Origin of the sequence: Sodalis sp. RH14 (assembly GCF_047324285.1) — a bacterium.
Taxonomy (GTDB): Bacteria; Pseudomonadota; Gammaproteobacteria; order Enterobacterales; family Enterobacteriaceae; genus Acerihabitans.
The window spans coordinates 5,620,130-5,640,355 of record NZ_CP178739.1 but is presented as its reverse complement, the minus strand read 5'-3'; the positions used below and the strand labels follow the sequence as shown (position 1 = coordinate 5,640,355).

Annotated in this window: 12 protein-coding genes; 6 read left to right on the top strand and 6 right to left on the bottom strand. The window is 56.2% G+C overall.

Annotated elements, in window-relative coordinates:
• Window positions 1-26 precede the first annotated feature (26 nt).
• The 6 genes from ACL2XQ_RS25635 to ACL2XQ_RS25610 form a co-directional block, all read right to left on the bottom strand.
• The gene (locus tag ACL2XQ_RS25635; protein WP_410012963.1) at window positions 27-1,025 is read right to left on the bottom strand and encodes an AI-2E family transporter; all 999 of its coding nucleotides are present in this window, start codon (window positions 1,023-1,025) and stop codon (window positions 27-29) included.
• A 158-nt stretch (window positions 1,026-1,183) separates the two neighbouring features.
• Window positions 1,184-2,158, bottom strand: a complete 975-nt coding sequence (gene ghrB / locus ACL2XQ_RS25630) for a glyoxylate/hydroxypyruvate reductase GhrB (RefSeq protein WP_410016684.1) — start codon at window positions 2,156-2,158, stop codon at window positions 1,184-1,186.
• Between the two features lie 86 nt (window positions 2,159-2,244).
• Window positions 2,245-3,510: an MFS transporter gene (locus ACL2XQ_RS25625; protein WP_410012964.1), complete on the bottom strand. Its 1,266-nt coding sequence runs from the start codon at window positions 3,508-3,510 to the stop codon at window positions 2,245-2,247.
• 295 nt (window positions 3,511-3,805) lie between these two features.
• A complete protein-coding gene (locus ACL2XQ_RS25620; RefSeq protein ID WP_413731634.1) occupies window positions 3,806-4,549 on the bottom strand; it encodes a sugar phosphate isomerase/epimerase family protein in 744 nt (247 codons plus the stop codon).
• A 236-nt stretch (window positions 4,550-4,785) separates the two neighbouring features.
• Window positions 4,786-5,820: a LacI family DNA-binding transcriptional regulator gene (locus ACL2XQ_RS25615; protein WP_410012966.1), complete on the bottom strand. Its 1,035-nt coding sequence runs from the start codon at window positions 5,818-5,820 to the stop codon at window positions 4,786-4,788.
• Window positions 5,821-6,056: 236 nt separating this feature from the next.
• Entirely contained in the window at window positions 6,057-6,488 is a 432-nt protein-coding gene (locus ACL2XQ_RS25610) for an N-acetyltransferase (protein ID WP_413731636.1), read from the bottom strand.
• 93 nt (window positions 6,489-6,581) lie between these two features.
• On the opposite strand from ACL2XQ_RS25610, the gene glyQ reads away from it, so the two are divergent.
• The 6 genes from glyQ to ACL2XQ_RS25580 all read left to right on the top strand — a co-directional run bounded on the left by glyQ (window position 6,582) and on the right by ACL2XQ_RS25580 (window position 20,148).
• Complete coding sequence (gene glyQ / locus ACL2XQ_RS25605; protein ID WP_410012968.1) at window positions 6,582-7,496, top strand: glycine--tRNA ligase subunit alpha; 915 nt, start codon at window positions 6,582-6,584, stop codon at window positions 7,494-7,496.
• A 10-nt stretch (window positions 7,497-7,506) separates the two neighbouring features.
• Complete coding sequence (gene glyS, locus ACL2XQ_RS25600) at window positions 7,507-9,576, top strand: glycine--tRNA ligase subunit beta (RefSeq protein ID WP_413739838.1); 2,070 nt, start codon at window positions 7,507-7,509, stop codon at window positions 9,574-9,576.
• Between the two features lie 584 nt (window positions 9,577-10,160).
• Window positions 10,161-11,489: a hypothetical protein gene (locus tag ACL2XQ_RS25595; protein WP_413739837.1), complete on the top strand. Its 1,329-nt coding sequence runs from the start codon at window positions 10,161-10,163 to the stop codon at window positions 11,487-11,489.
• Between the two features lie 370 nt (window positions 11,490-11,859).
• The gene (locus ACL2XQ_RS25590; protein ID WP_413739836.1) at window positions 11,860-16,419 is read left to right on the top strand and encodes an RHS repeat-associated core domain-containing protein; all 4,560 of its coding nucleotides are present in this window, start codon (window positions 11,860-11,862) and stop codon (window positions 16,417-16,419) included.
• 567 nt (window positions 16,420-16,986) lie between these two features.
• Window positions 16,987-17,703 carry a DUF3053 domain-containing protein gene (locus tag ACL2XQ_RS25585; protein WP_410016685.1) on the top strand — a complete coding sequence of 239 codons (717 nt, stop codon included), beginning with the start codon at window positions 16,987-16,989 and terminating at the stop codon, window positions 17,701-17,703.
• Between the two features lie 522 nt (window positions 17,704-18,225).
• Entirely contained in the window at window positions 18,226-20,148 is a 1,923-nt protein-coding gene (locus ACL2XQ_RS25580; RefSeq protein WP_410012973.1) for a PTS mannitol transporter subunit IICBA, read from the top strand.
• The last annotated feature ends 78 nt before the right edge of the window (window positions 20,149-20,226 follow it).

Below are 20,226 nucleotides of genomic sequence, written 5' to 3'. Positions count from 1 at the left end.
GGCAACCGCTATTTTGCGACGGCGCTTCAGATAAGATCCAGACCGCGCAATTCGGTCTTCAGGTAGGCGTAATAGATGGGGGCGGCCACCAGCCCCTCCAGTCCAAACGCCGCTTCAAACACCAGCATGGCCAGCAGCAGCTCCCAGGATTTGGCCTGGATGCGATTGCCGACAATCTCGGCGTTGAGGAAATATTCCAGCTTATGGATCAGCATCAAATATACCAGCACCACGCCCGCTATCGGCAGCGAGACGGAGAGCGCCGAGATAATCATCAGGAAATTGGATATCAGGTTGCCGATAATCGGCAGCAGGCCAAAGATAAAGGTGGCCACCACCAGCGTCTTGGATAACGGCAGATGCACCTTGAACAGCGGAAAAATCACCAGCAGCAGGATAGAGGTCAGGATGGTATTGACCAGCGAAATCTTGATCTGGGCAAACACGATATTACGAAAAGAGCTGGATAAATTCTGTACGCGCTGCAGCATTTGCTCGCGAAAATAGGTGGTGCGTCCCGATGGCTTATTCAATGAGATAATCGCGCCGATAATCAGCCCGATAAGGATGGTGATTAAGCCGTGCAAAAAACTGCGTCCCATATTGCGGATGGTAATGAGGTTTTTTTCCACCACGGCGAAAACCTGGTTTTTCAGCTCTTCCGCGCTGTCCGGCAGGTAGGCTGGCAATATATCGGGCAGACGATTTTTGACGCCGGAGAAAATGCGGTTGGTTTCGGCGGTTAAATCAATGCCGCGCTGGATATTCGAGGTCAGGAAACTGACCAGGCTGACAATGGATAGCGTCATGACAATCACTACCACGGCGGCGATGATGCTGACCACGACCCAGCGCGCCCGGCCGCCGATGATGCGCTCAAACCAGGGCGTAAGGGCGAAAATGATTTCATAGGCCAGGAACCCCGCGACAAAACAGGGAAATAAGTGCAAAGGGATAATGATCGCAATAAACAGCAGCATCAACACAAAGGTGCTGATTTTGATGTGAGTATGACTAATAGTCATTATTGTTCCTTTCCATACCGCTTGATTCCATTTTATCGCATACCATAAAAAAGCATAGCGTAGCGCTGATGCCGGCAACGTTTATTTTAGCGGCCATGATACGCTTTTCCCGCCCGGGTGGACGGGGAATCGTTATGTAAAGGCGATGGGAGCAAGGGTTATTTGATGACCTGGGGATTAACGCAGTTTTCCCTAATCCGGCCGGTAAGGGCGTTGATCAGATTATCCACCGCGGTGGCGGCCATTTGATAGCGGGTTTCATCGGTGGCGGAGCCCACATGCGGCATGGCCACCACGTTCGGCAGGCGCAGCAGCGGCGAATCCACCGGCAGCGGTTCCTGCTCGTAGACATCCAGGCCGGCGCCGCGGATGGTACGGTTTTCCAGCGCCTCGATAAGCGCCGCTTCGTCCACTACCGGACCGCGTCCGGCATTGATAAGGATAGCGCCGGGTTTCATAAGGGCCAGCTTCTCGCGGCCGATCAGATGATGGGTTTCATCCGTCAGCGGCAGGATGATACAGACAAAATCAGACCGGGCCAGCAGGGTATCCAGATCGCAATACTCGGCGTCAAAACGGCTTTCCGCCTCGGCGTGCTGACGACGGGCGTTATAGAGCACCGGCATGGAAAACCCCAGGTTCGCACGCTGCGCCAGCGCCAGGCCGATACGTCCCATGCCGACCACGCCCAGGGTTTTATGATGCACGTCGGTGCCAAACCAGGTGCTGTCGACGCTCTCACGCCATTCGCCCGCCTTGGTCCTCTCCGCCAGTTCCACCAGGCGCCGCGCGGTGGCCAGCACCAGCCCCATCAGCAGGTCGGCCACGGTTTCCGTCAGGGCGTGGGGAGTATGCATCAGCGCAATGCCGCGCGCGCTCATCTCGTCGACGTCGAACTGATCGTAGCCGGCGGAAATGGTGGAGGCGGCCCTGAGGTTGGGCAGCGCGTCGAGCATTGTTTTATCGAATTTACCGCCGGAGCCGATGATACCCTGAGCCTGTTGCAATATGTCCGCATGCCTGCGCACATTTTCTGCGCCCACATCCCCGATTTCGGTCACGTCAAAATGCTCATCCAGACGTTGGCGCAGGTCGTCGGGCAACGATTTGTACAATACTACGGCAGGTTTCATCATGATCTCCGTTGGTCGGTTATGTCATTTGGCGATAAAGACCAGCATACCATTTTTGCCTGTTAACGGAACAGGCGGCGCCGGCTTTAGGCCATGCGCGGCACGGCGTTTTCCGCCGGTTTGACAATTAACGTCAACCACACCGATACCAGCAGCGCCACCGCCATAAAGACATAGGACGCCGAGGGCGAACCGGTGGCGCCGTTAAGGTAGCCGACCACCCACGAGCCGACGAAGGAACCGAGGGCGCCCATGCTGTTAATCAGCGCCATCGCCCCGCCGGCGACGTTGCGCGGCAGCATTTCCGGCACTATGGCGAAGAACGGGCCATAAGGCGCATACATGGCGGCGCCGGCGATAACCAGCAGCGCATAGGAACCCCAGAAATGGTGGGCGCCCAGCAGGTAGGAACCGATAAAGGCCAGGGCGCCAATCAGCAGCAGCGGCCAGACGAATATTTTGCGTTTCTGTAGCTTGTCCGATGCCCAGGAGACGATGATCATGGCAATGGTGGCCGCCAGGTAAGGCACCGCGGATAACCAGCCGGCCTGCACCATGCCCATTTCCATGCCGTTGCGCAGAATGGACGGCAGCCATAATACAAACCCGTAAACGCCGATGCTCCAGGCGAAATACTGGATGCACAGAATAATCACATTACGCGAACGGAACGCCTCGGCGTAATTATGCACCGCTTTAATGCCTTCCTGTTCCTTGGCCAGTTGCCGTTGCAGCGCCTGCTTTTCTTCCTCCGACAGCCATTTTGCCTGGGCGGGTTTATCGTTAACCAACACCCACCAGCAAAAAGCCCAGATAACCGCCGGGATGCCTTCGAAGATAAACATTTCCCGCCAGCCGAAGGCGTTGATCAAATACCCCGAAACCACCGACATCCACAGTACCGTCACCGGGTTGCCGAGGATCAGGAACGTATTGGCACGTGAGCGTTCGGCTTTGGTAAACCAGTTGCTGATATAAATCAGCAACGCCGGCATCACCGCCGCCTCCACCACGCCCAGCGCAAACCGGATCGCCATCAGCATGGGAATATTACTGACGATGCCGGTGAGCGCGGCGAAACCGCCCCATAAGACCAGGCACCAGAAAATCAGCGTCTTGACGCTGCGGCGTTCGGCATAAATAGCGCCCGGTATCTGAAAAAAGAAATAACCGAGAAAGAACAGCGCGCCCAATAATGACGATACCCCTTTGGTTATTCCCAGGTCATCGTTAATACCGGCGGCGGAGGCAAAACTGAAGTTGGCCCGGTCGAGATATGCCAGACTGTAGCTGATAAATACAATCGGCATAATATACCACCAACGTTTTGGTGCTAATTTCGCTAAGCTCATAGATGTATTCCTTCATTGATATCGCTGCTGTCTCAACCGCCGCAGGGTAGGGCCGGGGCGGGTGTTCCGATGTCGTTGTTATTGTTCCGGCGCGGTGCGTCAATAGCCTGCCCGGCCATCCGCCGCCGCGCGCGCTGGCATCATCATGTTCTTTGGTATCGGTTCCATCCCTATGTCGAATAAATTACCCCGGCGCCCGGGCGCACACCGCGGGGGCGGGGCCGTCGTGACGCCGGCGGCCGGACCCGGCTACCGCCGGGAAGAGGCCCGGTCATAAGCCGGCCAGGCGGCGCGCTTATTGCAATAGCGCGATGAACCGGCGGGTTACCGCCGCCAGATCGTCCCCTTCCAGCGGAAACTCAATGGCGCGCGGCACATCGTCCGGCAGGCTTGCCAGCAACCGCCGCCAGTCCTGCCCGTCGGATAACGGCGCCGTGGCGCGCCAGCCGTTATCCGACGGGAGCGCGACCTTGATATGGATATAGCTGACAAAAGAGGCCAGCTCCGCGGCCGCCGCCTGCGGATCTTCCCCGACCCAGCGCCAGTTGCCCATATCAAACGTCATGCCGACCGGCAGCCGCGCATCCCGCGCCCGGCGCAAAAACGCGCTGATGGGGGCCAGCGCGCCGCATTCGGTCTGGTCGTTCTCCACCATTAACAGCACGCGCCGGGATGTCAGCAGCGCGTCCAGGCCGGCCATATCCCCGGTGGCGGAATAATGGCCTAGGGATAATTTTAGCCGCTCGGCGCCAAGGCGTTCGGCTTCGTCGAACAGCTGCGGCAACAACGGGTTGGGCGCGCCGTCCCGGGTAAATAAGGCCTCCGGCGCGGAATAGAAGCAGCGCAGCCCCAGGCCGGCTATCTCCCGGGCCAGTTCCGGCAGGCGGGCCAGGTCGGTTTCCGTCAGCAGCTCGCGGCGCATTTCCACCCCGGCGGCGCCCGCCCCGGCGATGGTCGGCAGCAGTTTTTGCTGCCCGCCCATGGCGAGGACATTGTCATTGCCGTACGCGGCGGTAACCACAAACACATCATGTTTCATCTTGGACTCCCATGCGGAGACATTTTCCGCGGTGATGGTTTTACGGTAGATGGTACCGGTTCCATTGAGAAGTCCGTTATGTCAGATTTATGATCGCTGTCACTAATTTAGCCAACTGGCATCCGGGGCGGGGCGGGGAGGTGCGCGGCGATTAACGGCGCGTGGTCGCCGCAGGGAGGAAACTATTATCTGACTTTTCCGTTTCCTAAGGGTGCCTTACGGTCTTATCCACTTCGCTAACGGGTAGTGGACCCCCGCACGATCAGCTCGCCGCTGAACGCTTGTTCGCTGACCGGTTCGTCGGCCCCCTGGATGCGCTTTAACAATTGTTCCAGCGCGGCGTAGCCGATTTGGTAGGTCGGCTGCTTAAAAGTGGTAATGCCCACGCCCGCCAGCTCAGCCCATTCCAGTTCGTCAAATCCCAGCAGGCCGATATCGCTGCCCCAGTTCAGGCCCTGGCGCCGCAGTACGCGTGCGATGTGCAGCGTCAGCGCGCCGTTGGCCGACAGAATGGCCTTGCGCATGCCGCGGTGGCGGCGGTTAAAGTCCTGGATAACGGCGGCCAGGGTGTCGGTATCGTTCAGCGCGCACTCCGCCTCTTCCGCCGCCAGATCCGGATGGGCCGCCAGGCAGGCGCGAAAGGCCTGCAGCCGTTCGATGCGGGTATTCACCGTGCCCAGGGGCTCGCTGAGGAACATAATGGCTTCAAATCCCTGCGCGATCAGGTGCCCGGTGGCGCGGGTCGCCGCCTCGCGGTTGTCCAGGCCCACCATGTCGCAGGCGAAACCGGGAATTTTGCGGTCAATCAGCACCATCGGCAGCAAGGACTGCTGCAGCATGGCAAGCGCATCCTCATGCATGCCCACCGCGTTGACCACGATCCCTTCCACCTGATAGCCGTTAAGCAGCTGAAGATAGTGGCGTTCCTGGTTCACTTCGTTGTTGGTGTTGCATACCAGCAGGGTGAAGCCGTGCCGGCGGCAGGCGGCCTCGATGCCGCGCATCACGTCAACGGAATAGGGATTGGTAATATCGGCGATAATCAGGCCTATCAGCCTGGTCTGTCCCCCCTTCAGGCTGCGGGCCATCTGGCTGGGGCGGTAATTGAGCTGCACGATGGCCGCTTCGATGCGCGCCTTAAGGTCGTCGGAAAGCAGGTGCAGCTCGCCGTTCAAATAGCGCGACACGCTGGTCTTGCCGCTGTTTGCGGCTCTGGCCACATCGCTGATGGTGGCGCGTCCCGATGCGCGGGTCCCTTTTTGCTGGCTCACGGCGTACCTCTCCTGATAGAAATTCATGCACCTGAGCGGCTGATAAATGTATCCGCGCCCCGGCGGCGCGTATTATTAAACCATTGAACAACGTGCATGTGCGGATTATGTGCCTGCGTCCCGGCGGCATTGGTTTGCTTGCCGCGCCAGCGCATGCATGGGCAACGTTTCGCCCCGGGTAAATAACCTGCTGACCAGCGTTAGCATAGCCAATCCTGAAGCGGTAACAACCGCTTTTAACCGGCGCGCCATTGCAGGGTCAGCAGCATATGGCCGGTTTCGGCGTTAAACGCCTTGCCGATTTCGCGGAAATCCTGGCGGTAGTAAAAATGACAGGCGGCGCGGTTTAACTGGTAGACCTCAAGGGTCAACACCGGGTAGCGCTGTTTTACCCGCGCCATCAGCGCCTGGCCGATGCCCTGGCGATGGTAGCGGGGCGCGACAAAAACCGCGCCGACAAACTGCGCCATCATCACGCTGATAAAGCCGGTGATGACGCCGTCGCGCTCAGCCACCCAGCTCCGGGCTTGCGGCAGGTAGTCGTCGCGCACCAACGGCAGGCTCTCAAGCCAGTAGCCGGCGCGGATAAAGGGATGGGCGCGGGTGGTGCTGTCCAGCCACAGCGCCAGCAGCGCGGGCATATCGCCCGGCACAAACGGGCGGATCATCGCCTTACTCCTTAATTGGGCTGTATATCTTACCGCCAGAGGGTATACTGGCGCATTCTTAATATATCCACTTTTATCGCGTGCGAATTCAACATGCAAAAGTTTGATCCCAAGACCTTTCAGGGCCTGATCCTGACCTTACAGGACTACTGGGCGCGCCAAGGCTGCACCATTGTCCAACCGCTGGATATGGAAGTCGGCGCGGGCACCTCCCATCCCATGACCTGCCTGCGGGCGCTGGGACCGGAGCCGATTGCCGCCGCCTACGTGCAGCCGTCGCGTCGTCCCACCGACGGCCGGTACGGCGAAAATCCCAACCGCCTGCAGCACTACTATCAGTTTCAGGTCATCATCAAGCCTTCCCCGGACAATATCCAGGAATTATACCTCGGCTCGCTGAAAGAAGTCGGGCTGGATCCGACCATTAACGATATCCGTTTTGTCGAGGACAACTGGGAAAACCCGACGCTTGGCGCCTGGGGCCTCGGCTGGGAAGTGTGGCTCAACGGCATGGAAGTGACGCAGTTTACCTACTTCCAGCAGGTGGGCGGGCTGGAATGCCGCCCGGTGACCGGCGAAATCACCTATGGCCTGGAACGCCTGGCCATGTACCTGCAGGGCGTGGACAGCGTCTATGACCTGACCTGGAGCGACGGCCCGCTGGGCAAAACCACCTACGGCGATGTATTCCATCAAAACGAAGTGGAGCAATCCACCTATAACTTCGAATACGCCGACGTCGACTTCCTGTTTGTTTGTTTCGATCAGTACGAAAAAGAAGCGCAGACGCTGCTGGCGCTGGAAAAACCCCTGCCGCTGCCGGCGTATGAACGTATTCTCAAGGCGGCGCACAGCTTTAATTTATTGGATGCCCGCAAGGCCATCTCGGTTACCGAACGTCAGCGTTATATTCTGCGGATCCGCACCCTGACCAAAGCGGTCGCCGAAGCCTACTACGCTTCCCGGGAAGCCCTGGGTTTTCCGATGTGCAAAAAGAACGAGAAATAAGAGGCCGGCCATGACGCAACACACTTTCCTGGTGGAAATCGGCACGGAAGAGCTGCCGCCAAAAGCGCTTCGCCAACTGGCGCAGTCGTTCGCCACCCTGTTTACCGCCGAACTCGACGGCGCCAACCTGCCCCACGGCGAGGTGCAATGGTTCGCCTCGCCCCGCCGCCTGGCGCTTAAGGTGCTAAACCTTGGCGCCGCCCAGGCCGACAGCAACATTGAAAAACGCGGTCCCGCCGTTGCCCAGGCGTTTGACGCCGAGGGCAAACCCACCAAGGCGGCCGAGGGCTGGGCGCGCGGCTGCGGCATCACCGTCGAGCAGGCGGAACGCCAGGTGACCGACAAGGGCGAATGGCTGCTCTACCGGGCGTCGGTTAAAGGCAAGCGCGCGCAGGAACTGCTGCCGGGCATGGTCACCACCGCGCTGGCTAAACTGCCGATCCCGCGCATGATGCGCTGGGGCGACAGCGACACGCAGTTTATCCGTCCGGTGCATACCGTCGTCCTGCTGCTGGGCGACGAGCTGATTCCGGGGCGTATCTTGGGCATAGACTCCGCCCGCGCCGTGCGCGGCCACCGTTTTATGGGCGAGTCCGAACTGACGCTGGACAACGCGGACCAATACCCGGCCCTGCTGCTGGAACGTGGCAAGGTGATGGCCGATTACGAGCTGCGCAAGGCCCAGATCAAGCGCGACGCCGAGGCGGCGGCCAGGGAAATCGGCGGTACTGCCGATTTGACCGACAGTTTGCTGGAAGAAGTGACCTCGCTGGTGGAATGGCCGGTGGTGCTCACCGCGCGGTTTGAGGAAAAATTCCTCGCCGTACCGGCCGAGGCCCTGGTCTACACCATGAAGGGCGATCAAAAATACTTCCCGGTGTACGACGCCCAGGGCAAGCTGCTGCCGCACTTTATCTTTGTTTCCAATATCGCCTCCAAAGACCCAAGCCAGGTGATATCCGGCAATGAAAAAGTCGTGCGCCCACGTTTGGCCGACGCCGAATTTTTCTATAACACCGATTTGAAAACACGCCTGGAAGACCGGCTGCCCCGGCTGGATACCGTATTATTCCAGCAGCAGCTGGGCACCGTGCGCGATAAAAGCGATCGTATCGAGTCGCTTGCCGGCTGGATTGCCGGCCGGATTGGCGCCGACGTGCAGCATGCCGCCCGCGCCGGGCTGCTGTCCAAGTGCGACCTGGTGACCAATATGGTGTTTGAGTTTACCGACACCCAGGGCGTGATGGGCATGCACTACGCCCGCCACGACGGCGAGCCGGAAGACGTGGCGCTGGCGCTAAAAGAACAGTACCAGCCGCGTTTCTCCGGCGATGCCCTGCCGTCCACGCCGGTATCCTCGGCGGTGGCCATCGCCGAGAAAATGGATACCCTGGCCGGTATTTTCGGCATCGGCCAGCATCCGAAAGGGGATAAAGATCCGTTTGCCCTCAGGCGCGCCGCCCTGGGCGTGCTGCGCATTATCGTCGAGAACAACCTGCCGCTGGATTTATCGGCCCTGGCCGCCGAAGCCGCGCGCCTGTACGGTGAAAAACTCACCAATGCCAGGGTGGTGGACGATGTGGTCGACTTTATGCTCGGCCGCTTCCGCGCCTGGTACCAGGAAGCGGGCCACAGCGTCGACACCATCCAGGCGGTGCTGGCGCGCCGGCCTACCCGACCGGCGGATTTCGACGCCCGCATACGCGCGGTCACCTATTTCCGCACCCTGGACGCCGCCGCCGCGTTGGCGGCCGCCAACAAGCGCGTGTCCAATATCCTGGCCAAGGCCACCGACACCCTGAACGGCGACGTGCGCGCCGCGGTGCTGAAAGACGCGGCGGAGATCCAGCTGGCGACGCATCTTACGGTGCTGCGCGATAAGCTGGAGCCGCTGTTTGCCGCGGGCCGCTACCAGGAAGCGCTGGCGGAACTGGCCACCCTGCGCGAGCCGGTGGACGCCTTTTTCGATAAAGTGATGGTGATGGACGATAACGCCGAGGTGCGGGTTAACCGCCTGACGCTGCTCAGCCAGCTGCAACAGCTGTTTTTGCGGGTGGCGGATATTTCGCTGCTGCAATAGCATTTCGGACGTAACCGCGTAGCGGGTAACAGAACCGGTCAGTGAATACTGGCCGGTTTTTTTTTAGCAAAGAGCTTAATCCAGCAAATGGTTTTTCTCTGACGCCTCGTTATCGATCATATTGATGAAACTTATTGATATGACATTTTTTAACTTTTACTCGACATAAATTAAAATATTAATGCCCGATGGCAATTTACTGCTGGTACTATTGTTATATAGCGAGTGAGCGAAAAATTTATAACAGCAATGTGATCTGTTTTTATCTTAGAATAAAGTTTTTTAATGTATGCACCTCTCTCTTATTTATTCTTTAAATGATTGAAAAAAAAGAATTTTGTAGCGTTTATGAATTCCATTTATTGACATCCTTTTGAATTACTTTTCCTTTAACAATAATTAAGGAATTTTAATGAAAATAAATACATATTGTTTTATATAGGAAAAAATATAAAAATAATGTTAATGAAAAAATCTTCTCTCGTTTCAGTTAATGAAATTCAGTAATTGGAATTTGAATTTTACAAAAATAATTTTAGCTTCTTGAGTATCGATTGTGATTTTATAATGATAGGAGGTAAAAAATGGCTTGGTCTGATATCAAATCTATTGAATCCTTGCAGGTTTCATTTACTACAACTAACCGTGTTGCATATATCTATGGAAATGGTTTCAACACCGTAGAAGTTATCATTTATATAAAAGCATTGGATGAATTCGGCCAGGAATTCACGGATTATTCATTGGACGAGTTTCGACGTAATGTAAATCTAATAGAGGTTATTAGGACAGCGCATCTAAGCCAGAATCCTAACAACAGTACTTGGTTTGTTGTTTATGGTTCCCTTGGGTTCGATATTCTCCCTCCGGCACCATCATTTGCGCCAGTCCAGGATACACCGTCTACGTACATACTGCCTGACAATACTGAGACAAATGCAGATGCCCATCAGACTACATTTGAAAAAGATCATATGTTGGAAAACAGCTATTCATCAACGGGATATTACCAAGGTGATATCAATGAGATGAACATGTCCGAAAGGTTCAGGGAAACCGAATCTCAAATGGTGCCTGTGGATGGACTTATCGAGACAAGTGGCAGAACGTTTAGTTATTTCGTAGGACGTGGGGCATCTAGTCCTTCCAGAACCATTGAAATCGCGGTGCAACTAACCTTGACCCATCCGGCCGCTTCGCCAAAGGTGATAAGTACAGGTTTATACGGTACCCCCGGATTTTTCAGTTCTGTTACAATTAATGCCTTGGACCCCATTGATTATTCTGACGCGAGAAACGTTACTCTCAGTCAACGATCGAGAGAAACTTTACGGGATAATATTTATTGGGAGTCCCATAGACTAGTTACCTATTATCATTATAATGGAACGCTCGATTGTGTAACTATCAATCTTTATCCAAAAATAGGAGGAACTTTTTTATTAGCAGAACCTATGGATATTATTTCGGACGCCGATTTGAATTTAGGTAATGACCCTTGGGGGGGGGCAGGATTTACAGGAATTGCTCAAGGCTCTAGTTACCTTTATAGTCGGCCTTTTTCTGTGATGGAGCGTGGCTGGGGCCGCTCTTATTATCAAGTGAATTTTTGGTATGTAAAGCCATTTAATCCAGAAGTTCAAGGCCATTTCTTGGGGTATGCTTCTGGTTTCGCGTTTAAATTATTTACCTCTTTAAATGCCGGTGACGTAGATAATAATATTACGAATCCGGCAACGTTGGTCATGTATCAGTTTTCTATATGGGGTGAGACTGACATTGTGGCTCATTATTGGAGTAGCGGCCAAGCGAGCACGCGTGTTATTAGTCTCACTGATAAATACGGTAATAAAGGCAATCTCACACTGTATTTTAATACCAATGATTACTTCGATGTGCCTCAGTTACGATGATTGTATAAACGAAAAAAGTAAATAAACTCGCAAGGATTGATCTATGAGCAATTTATTTTCTTCCCAGGCCTCAAATTCTATCGAGGGTCTGCAGGGCGGAGTCGATCCCCGCACGGGCCTGTTTGTAATCGCGCTTCCCATTGCCAATTTGGTGGGTAACGGCGGTGTTGGCCCGGCATTTGACGCCAGGTTGACATATTCACCGCTTAGCACTGGAAATGATGGTTACGGAATAGGTATCTCACTGGGTTATTCCTATTATGACTTCGCGAATCGGCTATTAGTGCTTAATACCGGCGAGCGATATAATATTATTGAAACCGGAGATCAACCGATCATTGTTCAGCATAAGCTGGACAGCTTTCGCTTTATGCGGACCAGTACCAATTATTTTATTATCTGGAAAAACGGCACCGTGGAAGTGCTGACCGGCCCACAGGACGCGCGGTCGATGAAAGTCCCGGAATATATTCATTCACCCACCGGTCAGTGGCTTAAGTTTGATTGGAACATCCTCGGCTCTCTGACGCGCCTGGAAAGAATTACCGATAGCACCGGCAAACTGTTGCTGTCGGCGGTCTACTCCGGCACTAACGCCTCCACGTTTACCCTTTGGCCGGGGAGCAGCGAAAGTTATGTCCTGACGATGATTTACCGTAATAATAATCTGTACCAGTTGACGAATAACGCGGTGACGCCGCCCTTGACCTGGACGTTTGACTATACAACGGTCGGGTCTTGGTATCCGATTACCGGTATTCACTATCCCACCGGGCTCAGGGAGCAGGTCTGGTATCAAAACGCCCGGATGTTGTTTCCGACCAGTGCGGGCCTGCCGGCCCTGCCGGCGGTATCAAGGCATTTAAAATCTCCCGGCGCCGGTCAGGAGGGGATTGACACTACTTATACCTACTCCAACTCGAATTACCTCGGCTACGGCACCGCCGGCAGTTGGTCGCCGGACCGCGATAACCTTTTCGGCGTTCTCAACGCCTATACCTATTGGTCGCGCAGAACAGTGACCAGCGGCGGCGTCTCGCGGGCGACGATCTGCACATACAATAACTTCCATCTGCAAATCGAAGAGGAAACGCAAAGCCTGGGTGCCAGCACTCGTACCATTACCGAGTATTATGCCTTGCCGGGCACGGTTTTTGACAATCAGCCCCCGCAGTTTCAGCTGCCGCGCAGCCGGACTGTTATATGGCGCTATCTCTCCGGTACGCCGCGTAGCGAAATTACCCTGACGGAATTCGATGCCTCAGGCAATCCCACCCGCACGCAAACCCCGGACGGTATGGTCACCGAGCTGTTTTATTATTCGCCCGCCGGGGAGCCCGGCTGCCCGCCCGACCCATGGGGATTTACACGCTTTATACGGCGGAAAAATACAATCCCGGCTCCCTCGGCGTTCTCCACCCCCGCGCGCGACGAGAACTACAACTATATTTCCCTGCCCTCCATGGCCGGCGCCCCCGCCCCTTATAGCGTGCTGATGGAAGACCGCTTTGACGCCAGCGGCGCAACCCGGATACTGCATACCCAGCAGTTCTACCTTAACCAGCGCGCCAGCCCGACGATGCATGGGCGACCTGCGCGCACGGTGCGCTGGTTTTATGACCTCAACAACAGTAGTCTGAGTTATCCGAATTTCCTCGAACAACTTTATACGTTAAACGCAAATGTGCTGACCACCAGCGAGCGGGTCACCGGTCACGATAAGCTAACGCTCACTACCAGCCGGGAAGTATCGATATTAAGTGGGCGGGTGCTGGCCGAGACCGATGAGCAGGGCAACCGCACGGTAAATGTCTATGATAATCTCGGTCGCCCTACCCGCTCCACCCGCAATGCCGACAGCGCGTTCCAGCAGGTGACCATGCTTGCCTATGCAACCCAGCCTGTAACCGGCGGCACCGCTATTTACACCACCACCACCGATCCGCTCGGCAATGCCACGCGCAGCTGGTTTGATGGCCTGGGGCGGGTGACGCGCCAGGAAGTTAGCGATCCGGATACAAACGGTCAGTGGTTTGAGGCGCAAACCGCCGCCTATAATGCTTTTGGCGAGCGGGTCGCCGAAAGCGTGTTTGACTATCCCCGTAGCGGCCAGGTCGCCCGTATGGCGCGTACGGCGGCGATCACGTATGACATTTGGGGGAACCTATTGCGTACCGCGTTCAACGACGGAACCACGTTGATAACCCAAAGCGACCCGATTGCACTGACCCAGGCTGAGACCCGCGAGGGCTTCGCCAATAATCAGACGCTATATGCCGGCTGGACCCTGACCACTCTGGACGTCCGCGGGCTGCCGCTGACCATTGTCCGGCGCGATCGGTCGGGCGTGACGCTGGGGCAGGTCACCCGCCGTTATGATGGCCTGGGTCGTTTGCGTCAGGAAACCGATGAAATGGGCCGCACCACCGATTACCAGTATGATGCCTTCGATCGGGTAGTAGGCCAACGTCTGCCCGACGGTAGCGTGGTGAGTAAAATGTACGTGCCGTTTAGCGACCAGCTATGGGCTACCGCCATCCGTGTTACTAATTCCGCTGCGCGTATTTTTCAGTTGGGCTCCCAGGCATATGACAGCAGTGGGCGCATCATGCAAAGTACCAGCGGCGGTCGCCTGACCCGTTTTGGCTGGACTGGCGCCAGCCCGCTGCCGTCCACTGTGACCACGCCGATGGGCGAAGTGCTGCGCTATGAATATATTCCCCAATTGGATAATGCCGTCAGGAGCGTGACCAGCGGCACCCTGCGCCAGGATTTTACCTGGGACCCCCTGAGCGGCAGAATGACGCGAGCCACGGGCGATAATGGCGTGGTTACCACGCGCGCGTTTACCCGCTCCGGCCAGTTGCAGGGAGAAACCTTTACCGTGCCGGGCCAGCCGTTGCGTGGGGTAAACCACGCCTGGAGCCTGATGGGCAGCCAGACGCAGTATACCGATGTCACCGGCACGCAGACCCAATATCAGTATAATGCGGTGGGGCAACTGGTTCGGGTCAGCGATGCGGATATGGTTATAACACTGACCTACGATGCGCTGGGCAGACTGGAAACGCGGCACACCGCCGACCCACGCGGTCTGCATGGCTGCACCATCAGGCTGGGCTACGATCAGTTTGACCGCGAGATTGCCCGCTCGGTCACAGCGGCCAATAACGAAACGCTGACCATAAGCCAGACCTGGTATGCCAACGACCAGCGGCGCAGCAGCGAAACACGGCACAATAATGTAATACTGCGCCAGGAAGCCTGGTTTTACGACAGCCGCAACCGGCTGGAACGCTATACCTGCGCCGGCGCCGCGCCGCCGGTAGACCCCTACGGCAAGTCTATCTCGTTACAGACCTTTGTCTATGACGCCATCGACAACATTACCCAATGCGGCACCACGTTTCCCGGCGGCGTGGACAATGCGCTGTTTCAATTTAATAACCCCAGCGATCCCACTCAGCTCAGCCGGGTGCAGCACAGCCATCCGGATTATCCCGCCGTGATAGCGCTGACGTATGACGCCAACGGCCAGATGACGCTGGACGAGGCCGGACGCCGGCTTGCTTATGACCCGCTGGGCCGTTTGATTTCGGTGACGGGCGGCCCCGCTCCGGGCGGCGGTTATGGCTATGACGCCCTCAATCGATTGGTCGGACAATCGGTAACCGGGCGCGGCGCGCATGCGCTTTATTACCGCAATGATGAGAGGGTCAACGAGCAGCAACCCGGCGCGTTGCGGCCGGTGCGGCTAGCCAAACTGGGCGGCGCCACTGCAGCGGTGCATGACGGTACCCACTTGCGACTGACGGCCACCAATGATCAGAACAGCCTGCTGTGGTCACGGGCCGAAAATCAGACCTCGGAGCTGGTCCGTTATACCCCCTGGGGCTTTAGTCCTGCCTTCCGCCCGTCGTTGCCCGGTTTTACCGGCGAGCGTCCCGATCCGGTGAGCGGCGCTTATCACCTGGGCAACGGCTATCGCGCTTATAACCCGGTGCTGATGCGTTTTAATACGCCGGATTCGTTAAGTCCGTTCGGCGCGGGCGGTATCAATGCCTATGTCTATTGCGCCGGCGACCCGGTCAATAACGCCGATCCGAGCGGCCATATCAGCTGGCAGGGCATTCTGGGTATCGTTTTGGCTGTCGTAGGCTTTGCCTTGAGCATCCCCACCGGCGGCGCCTCACTATCATTGGTCGCGGGCGTCTTGATTACCCTTGAAGCGGCGGCGGCGGCGACAGGCATTGCCTCCATCGCGCTGGAGGAAAAGAATCCGCAGGCCTCGGCGGCGCTGGGATGGGCATCGCTGGCTCTGGGATTAGGCGCGGGGGCGGGGGCGGGCGTCGGCAAATTGGCGGCCAGACGCGCTAACACCGCCAGGGGAGGAGGTCTTGAAGATATCGCGCTTGGCAACAGGATAGAGTTGGGCGACGATCTGTATTTATTTAAAGGGTCTGAAAATTCAGAACGCCTTATTATTTCGTCCCATGGAAAATATCACCAAGAGGCGGGTTTTTTCACGCCGCCGCAAGGGACTCAAGTGAGGTATGGTATAAAAGAGGGAAGAAGGCTAAGGTTGGGATTGCGGCAAGCAGCCGACAATAGCTTTACGCCCGCAGAGGTCACTCGCCGTGATTTTCAGCACAATTACCGGTTAGAGCGATTCCCTAAGGATGACGATCTTTTTGCGTCCCGCCTTGCAAGTGAGTATAAAGTGGATATTATCACCGTGCGTTCTCATGCCTCGCAAGATTTTGAAATGGTTACAATACGTACCTTGTTAAAAAACTTGGAGGACAAAGGATTGCGTTATAAAACTATTGACGGTATTTTTTGCCGCGTATGGGAGTGGGACGCCCCGAATACCTTCGTAATCAAAGATCCCATGCGCTTTCACTTGACCAAGAAATTCAGTCTTAAATAAAGCGACGGAATATCTGAATCAAGTCATCGTTTATATACAGTAATAATTGTGTGCGCGGCATGACTATAAATGTGGTGTTTTATTAGCATGTTTTCATCTTGATAAAACCTAAGAAAATCCGCGTTAATGATTTAAGTATCATAAAAGAGCTGCTGTCGTGCCATTTCATTTCGTTAAAATGATCACATGATAGAGGTAAGTGACCTGATGCAATAAAGTAATCTTATTGATTTTATTATCGAGACCGATGTTTACGATGCGTCTGCCGGCCCCTCGCCGGCTGGTGATAACGTTTGGGGCTTCAGTCTGACCGGCAACGGCTTTATTCCTCCGGCCTTGCCGTTGCGGTTGACGGACCGCTATGGCAATAGCGGATGTGCCTCCCTTACCCTTGATGCCGTGGATGGGTTCGATGCGCCGCGGGTTTTGTAAAAAAATGAGACCATCGGTAGGGCTTTGAGCATATTTATTCCTCGCAAAGTGGACTATCCTTACTCTGCAAACAGGACGCGTTAATTGGGTAACCAGGGAAAGGGGTGAGCTATTTTACAGGAGTAGTTGGTCATGATGTTAAGGGACAGACTGGCGCAGTTGCGCTATGCGCTGATGATTCCAGTGCTATTGATGCTGGCGCTGCAGATTACCGCCTGCGGCGACAAGGAGCCGGAGCAGCGCAAGGCGTTTATGGCGTTTCTACAAACCACCGTGCTGCCGGGCGGCGAGCGCCTGCCGACGCTGACCGACGATCAGAAAAAACAGTTCGGCACCTATGTGGCCGACTACCAGATCCTGCTGACCTTTACCCAGCAATATACCCAGGCGGTCAATGCTAGCCTGCTGCCGGTGCTGGATCAGGTCAGCCAGATCCGCGTGCCGCAGGATTATCTTACCCACCGGGTGGATTTGCAGCAGTCCGCAGGGGCGCTGAATCTGCTGGGGCCGCAGATAGAACGCCTGAAAAAACAGGCGGATGACTCCCGCGCCGCGCTAAAGCAGCCCGACGACCTGAAGGCGGTATACGAGCAGGCCTATACCAAGCTGGTGATTCAGCCGGCACAGCAGGTGACGCCGGTGGTGACCAGCGCGGCGCAGCTTGCGGAAACCCTGATCCAGGTGGGCAATTTCCTGAATATGCAGGGCAGCCAGGTGACCTACAGCCCCACGTCGGTGGCCTTTCCCACCCGGCTGCAGGCGACGCAATATAACGAGCTGATGGCCGGCCTGCAAAGCCAGCACCAGCAGCTGATGCAGGCGCAGACCGCCGCAGGGACGGCCCTGCGTTAATGACGCGCCGCGTAGTCAAGGTGGCCCGCCGGGTCACCTTTTTGTAACATATCCGCGTCATGATGGCTGTCGTGCGTGCGAGAAAACGCAGGTATTACAGCGGTAATTTTCTTACAGCTTTAGCTACGCAATTCCGCCTTTTAGCGTCTAAATCAGCCGCTATCGCCCTCTCTTCGCCGATGCCCGGCTGGGATGATAAATAATTTGTGATACAAATCACATTTATCAAACAAATACCCAGCAAGCAAGAGTGATCTCTATCACAATTTACCCGCCGTTAACTCCCTGAAGTTATAATTGTGGTTTTTTTTCATACGGAATTTGTGATGAATATCACCGATATAGGGGATAAACAGGGGGTGACATGGTGATATTCGTCACAGTTACGCCGCTGAGTACGCATTCGGCACGCAGCGTGGTAGAGTCCCGCTGCTTATAGAACTACCGACAGAGAATGCAACACTGTCGCAACAATTTTCACGCGCCCTTATTGTCCGGCGCGTATCAATAGGGGTGTTTTTTATGTCTTCTTCGGATATCAAGGTCAGAGTACAAAATTTTGGCCGTTTCCTGAGCAATATGGTGATGCCGAATATCGGCGCCTTTATTGCCTGGGGGATCATCACCGCGCTGTTCATCCCCACCGGGTGGACACCCAACGCGACGCTGGCTAAATTAGTCGGCCCGATGATCACCTACCTGCTGCCGTTGCTGATCGGTTATACCGGCGGACGGCTGGCCGGCGGCGAACGCGGCGGCGTGGTGGGCGCCATTACCACCATGGGCGTGATTGCCGGGGCGGATATGCCGATGTTCCTCGGCGCCATGCTGGCCGGTCCGTTGGGCGGCTGGGCGATTAAACGTTTTGACCGTATGGTGGACGGCAAGATCAAAAGCGGCTTCGAGATGTTGGTCAACAACTTCTCCGCCGGCATCATCGGCATGATCCTGGCGATTATCGCCTTCCTGGCCATCGGGCCGCTGGTTGAAATCCTGTCCCATATCCTGGCGGCGGGCGTGAACCTGATGGTACGCCACGATTTATTGCCGCTGGCCTCGATCTTTGTCGAACCGGCAAAAATCCTGTTCCTGAATAACGCCATCAACCACGGCATCTTCTCGCCGTTGGGCATCCAGCAGGCTACCGCCACCGGCAAATCGATCTTCTTCCTGATTGAAGCCAACCCGGGTCCGGGCATGGGCGTGCTGATTGCCTACATGATTTTCGGTCGCGGCAACGCCAAACAGTCCGCCGGCGGCGCGGCCATCATCCATTTCCTGGGTGGTATCCACGAAATCTATTTCCCTTACGTGCTGATGAACCCGCGTCTGCTGATAGCGGTAATCCTCGGCGGCATGACCGGCGTGTTTACCCTGAGCGTGTTGCACGGCGGCCTGGTTTCCCCCGCTTCGCCGGGTTCCATCCTGGCGGTGCTGGCCATGACGCCTAAAGGCGCCTATTTTGCCAATATCACCGCGGTCATTGCAGCGTTTGCCGTGTCCTTCGTTATCGCCTCGATCCTGCTGAAAAGCATGAAGGCCAAGGAAGGGGACGATCTGGAAGACGCCACCCGCCGTATAAAAGACATGAAAGCGCAGTCCAAAGGCATGGCCGCGCCGGTTACCGCCGGCGCCACCGGCGACCTGGCTTCGGTACGTAAAATCATCGTGGCCTGCGATGCCGGCATGGGCTCCAGCGCCATGGGCGCCGGGGTACTGCGTAAAAAAGTCAAGGAAGCCGGGCTGACCAATATCAGCGTCACCAATACGGCCATCAACAGCCTGCCTGAGGATGTTGACCTGGTGATCACCCACCGCGACCTGACCGAGCGGGCCATGCGCCACGCCCCGCAGGCGCAGCATATCTCGCTGACCAACTTCCTGGACAGCGGGCTGTATACCGATCTGGTGGCGCGTCTGGTCGCGGTGCAAAAGACCGAAACCAATCAGAATAAAGTCATCACCACCCTGGACGACAGCTTCGAAGACAGCGAGCAGAACCTGTTCCGCCTGACCGCGGCCAATATCTTCCTCGGACGGCAGGCCGACAATAAGGAACAGGCGATCCGTTTTGCCGGTGAACAACTGGTCAACGGCGGTTACGTGCTGCCGGAGTATGTGGAAGCGATGCTGGATCGTGAAAAGCTGACCTCCACCTACCTGGGCGAGTCCATTGCGGTTCCCCATGGCACCATCGAGGCCAAGGATAAGGTGCTGCGCACCGGCGTGGTATTCTGCCAGTATCCGGCGGGCGTGCGTTTCGGTGATGAGGAAGACGATATTGCCCGTCTGGTGATTGGTATCGCCGCGCGCAATAACGAGCACATCCAGGTCATTACCAGCCTGACAAACGCGCTGGACGACGATGCGGTTATCCAACGCCTGATCAACACCACCGACGTAGATGAAGTGCTTGAGCTGCTCAAAGGCGGCAAAACGGCCTAACCACAGCGCGGGCGATGGAAACGGTTGTATTTGAGAGGGGGCCTGCGTTGGCCCCTTTTTAACTAAGAGAATCCAAGG